The organism is Streptomyces ipomoeae 91-03 (assembly GCF_000317595.1).
GTDB lineage: Bacteria > Actinomycetota > Actinomycetes > Streptomycetales > Streptomycetaceae > Streptomyces > Streptomyces ipomoeae.
The window spans coordinates 1-4,052 of record NZ_AEJC01000073.1 but is presented as its reverse complement, the minus strand read 5'-3'; the positions used below and the strand labels follow the sequence as shown (position 1 = coordinate 4,052).

Below are 4,052 nucleotides of genomic sequence, written 5' to 3'. Positions count from 1 at the left end.
CCCCTGAGGCAATGCCGGACGATCGTGTCAGCTGTCCGACACCGTCACCGTCTCGTCGTTCTTCAGCTGCTCCACCAGCTGCTTCACCTTCGCGGTGTCCCACTGGAGGTTGCCGTTGCCGGCGTTGCCCGAGATCGGCATGTTCATGGACTTGCCGTCGCCGCCGGTCACGCCCTTCATCGCCCAGAACATGTCGGCCAGGTCGAACAGGCCCATGTCCTTGTCGACGATCAGGGTGTCCAGGCCCGCGCTCATCGTGGGGTAGAGCTTGAACGGGTTGAGGACCGTGCTCGGGGTCGCCGTCTGGTTGGCGAGGGCCGCGAGGAACTTCTGCTGGTTCTTCGTACGGTCCAGGTCGCTGCGGGCCAGCGCGTAACGGGTGCGGACGAAGGCGAGCGCCTGCTCGCCGTTGAGCGTCTGCTTGCCCGCCTCGAAGTCGGCACCGGACTTGGTGTCCTTCATGCCGCCCTTGGGGATGTCGATCTCGACGCCGCCGACCGCGTCGACGATGTTCGCGAAGCCCGCGAAGCCGATCTCCACGTAGTGGTCGATGTGCAGCCCCGTGTTGGCCTCGACCGTACGGACCAGCAGCTCGGGCCCGTCCTCCGCGTACGCCGCGTTCAGCTTCACCTGGCGGCCGGTGCCCTCGTACCGCTTGCCGGACTCGGAGCCGACGAACGTCGGTATCGTCACGTTCGAGTCGCGCGGCAGCGATATGAGGGTCGGGCCGTTCGAACCGGTGTGCAGGATCATCATCGAGTCCGTGCGCTTGCCGTCGGCGGACCCGGTGTGGAGCTCCTTCTTCTGCTCGTCGGACAGGCCCTCACGGCTGTCGGAGCCGACGATCAGGTAGTTGGTGCCCTCGCCCGCCTCCGGCCGGTCGATGACCTTGGAGAGGTCGACCTCGCGGTTCAGCTTGGAGTCGGCCCAGAAGTACGTGCCGATCGTCGTCGCGACGAGTACGACCGTGACCGTGATCGCGGTCACCTTGATCCGACGCCGCCAGTTGGGAGCGGGGCGCTCCCCGCGGCCGCCGTGACCACCGGGGCCGCCCGTGCCACCGGAGCCGTACACCTGGCCGGTGTTGTAGCCGCTGTCGTACTGGTCGGGGCCGGTGTTGTAGCCACCGCCGTCACCATACGGGTCGCCGTACGACGGCTGTTGTGGCACGCCGCCCTGCGGGGGTGCCGACGGGCCGCGACGGACCTGGCGCATCACCCGCGCCCCGTCGGGCTGAGTGCTCGCGTTGCCGTGTCCGTAGCCGCCGCCGCGGTTGTTGTCGGACCATCCCTCGGGCCAATCATTCATGCGCCCAAGTGTGCAGTGCCGGGCCATGTCGTTCACAAGGGTCGATGAAAAACAAAGGCAGGGCTGTTGCCAAGCTGACACAAATCGTACGGATGTGTGGGGGGCCGGGTGCCTACGGGCACGTCACCTGGTTGCCTCGCAGTACCTCCGACGCGCCCCGGTGCGGGTTCTCCGCCCTCACCTTCCGTACACGTTCGAAGTCCGTGCCGGCGATCACCCTCAGGATCGGGCCCTGGGCTCGTACCGGGCGGAGTTCCGATCCAGGGAGGGCCCTGGCCAGGGATTTGGCCGAGCGGTCCCAGCCGGGGTCGTAGAGGACGAGCGTGCGGCGCACGTCGCGGTCCCGGGCGTTCACGGGGTGGCGGGTCGTGCGGAAGCCGGTGGCCGCAAGCTGGCCGTCCACCTTCTTTCCCAGGCCGGGGATCGTCGTGCCGTTCTCGACCTGGACCTGGATCTGCTGGGGAGCCACGTCGACCTGGACGGTCTGCTTGCCGCGGACCTTGTAGGGGGACAGGGGGCGGTCGTCGCGCAGGGCCTCGAAGAGATGGGCGGACCTGGTCTCGTCCCATTTGAGGGTGGAGCCGATGCCTTCGACGTCGTAGCCCATGCGGCCGATGGGAACGGTGGTGAACTCGGAGGAGGCGGGGCTGAGACCCCGCAGGGCGCGACCGAGGTCGATCAGTTCGCCGGCGTCGAACTCCTTGTCGGCGCGGACGGAGCCGAGGACGGCCCGGGTGACGTCGCGGAACTTCATGGGGTTGAGGAGGACCCCGGAGGAGGTGGCCTGGGACATCAGGGAGGCCATGAAGCGCTGCTGGCGTCTCATGCGGCCGAGGTCGGAGGAGCCGTCGGCGTGGCGGGAACGGACGTACTGCAGGGCCTGGCCGCCGTCGAGCCTGTGGGTGCCGGCGGGGAGGTCGAGGCCGGTGTAGGAGTCCTTCAGAGGGCGGGCGGCGCAGATCTTCACGCCGCCGAGGACGTCGACCGTGCGCATGAAGCTGGTGAAGTCGACCTCCACGTAGTGGTCGATCTTCACCTTGGTCATGTGTTCGACGGTGCGCACGGTGAGCTGTGGGCCGCCCTCCGCGTAGGCCGCGTTCAGCTTGATCGGGTGGGAGCGGTGTGTCTCCCCTGTGGTGTGGTCGGTGTGCGGGGGTGCCTCGGCGTACGAGTCACGCGGCAGGCTCACGATGCTGGCGCGTTCCCGGTCCTCCGAGATGTGCACGATCATCATGGTGTCCGTGCAGTGGCAGGGGGCGCCGCCGAGCCGGTAGCGGCGTCGCTCCTCCTCGCTGATCCGGTCGCGGCCGTCGGTGCCGACCAGCAGGACGTTCATGCCATGGCCCGCCTCGGGGCGGTTCTTCATGTCCTTGAACGGGTCGACGCGGGCGATCTCGTCGTCCAGACCGGTGACCAGCGCGTGCCCGATGCCCGCGGCGGCCAGCACCACCACCGAGAGCGTGGTCGCCACCCGCATGGCCCAGCTCCGCCGCCGCGGACGTACGGGCGGCCGTGGCTGCTGGGGCCGGGCGGCGCGTCGGGGCGGTGTGGGCACGAGGGGACACCTCCGCGGGACCGGTCGGGCGAGGGGACGTCAGGATTCGTCAGCACCGTAGGCCGATACGATCTGCGGCCCGCCCCGGCGACCGGGCGGCACGCGTCGGTGTCCCCCGTTCGCGGTAACGTGAGCCCCCTATGAACGCCAAGCCCGACGTGCAGCTCCCCGCCGTGTCTGTCATCATGCCCGTCCTCAACGAGGAACGGCATCTGCGTGGAGCCGTCCAAGCGATCCTCGCGCAGGAGTACGCCGGCGAGATGGAGGTCGTGATCGCCCTCGGTCCGTCCACGGACCGCACGGACGAGATCGCCGCCGAGCTCGTACGGGACGACCCCCGCGTGCACACCGTCCCGAACCCGACCGGCCGTACGCCCGCCGCGCTCAACGCCGCGATCAAGGCCTCCCGGCACCCGATCGTCGTCCGCGTCGACGGCCACGGCATGCTCTCGCCGAACTACATCGCCACCGCCGTACGGCTCCTGGAGGAGACCGGCGCGCAGAACGTCGGCGGGATCATGCACGCCGAGGGCGAGAACGACTGGGAGCGCGCGGTCGCCGCCGCCATGACCTCGAAGATCGGGGTCGGCAACGCCGCCTTCCACACGGGCGGGCAGGCGGGTCCGGCCGAGACCGTGTACCTGGGCGTCTTCCGGCGCGAGGCGCTGGAGCGACAGGGCGGCTACAACGTGGAGTTCATCCGCGCCCAGGACTGGGAGCTGAACTTCCGCATCCGTGAGGCGGGCGGGCTCATCTGGTTCTCGCCCGAGCTGAAGGTGTCGTACCGGCCGAGGCCGTCGGTGAAGGCGCTCGCCAAGCAGTACAAGGACTACGGGCGTTGGCGCCACGTCGTCGCCCGCTACCACCAGGGCTCCATCAACCTGCGCTACCTCGCCCCGCCGACCGCCCTGTGCGCCATCGTGGCCGGGCTCCTGGTGGGCGGTCTGCTCACGCCCCTCGGCTACATCGTCCCCGGCGGCTATCTCGCGGCGATCGTCGCGGGCTCGATCCCGGCCGGCAAGGGGCTGCCCCTCAAGGCCCGCCTCCAGATACCCGTCGCCCTCGCCACGATGCACATGTCCTGGGGCTTCGGCTTCCTCACCAGCCCCAAGTCCCTGGCCAAGCGGGTCATTGCCTCCCGCCGCCCGGCGGTGCTGACGGAGAGCTGAGCGGATACGTACGCGTTGGG

3 protein-coding genes are annotated in these 4,052 nt (G+C 69.4%); 1 reads left to right on the top strand and 2 read right to left on the bottom strand.

What is annotated here, in order from left to right; all coding sequences use genetic code 11:
* Nucleotides 1-27: 27 nt before the first annotated feature.
* Both STRIP9103_RS04620 and STRIP9103_RS04615 read right to left on the bottom strand, forming a co-directional pair.
* Nucleotides 28-1,308: an LCP family protein gene (locus tag STRIP9103_RS04620; protein ID WP_181800252.1), complete on the bottom strand. Its 1,281-nt coding sequence runs from the start codon at nt 1,306-1,308 to the stop codon at nt 28-30.
* 112 nt (nt 1,309-1,420) lie between these two features.
* Nucleotides 1,421-2,863 (bottom strand): LCP family protein, encoded by a 1,443-nt coding sequence (locus tag STRIP9103_RS04615; RefSeq protein WP_445081918.1) that lies wholly within the window; start codon nt 2,861-2,863, stop codon nt 1,421-1,423.
* Between the two features lie 140 nt (nt 2,864-3,003).
* Here STRIP9103_RS04615 and STRIP9103_RS04610 point away from each other — a divergent pair, with 140 nt between their 5' ends.
* Complete coding sequence (locus STRIP9103_RS04610; RefSeq protein ID WP_009299068.1) at nt 3,004-4,032, top strand: glycosyltransferase family 2 protein; 1,029 nt, start codon at nt 3,004-3,006, stop codon at nt 4,030-4,032.
* Nucleotides 4,033-4,052 lie beyond the last annotated feature (20 nt).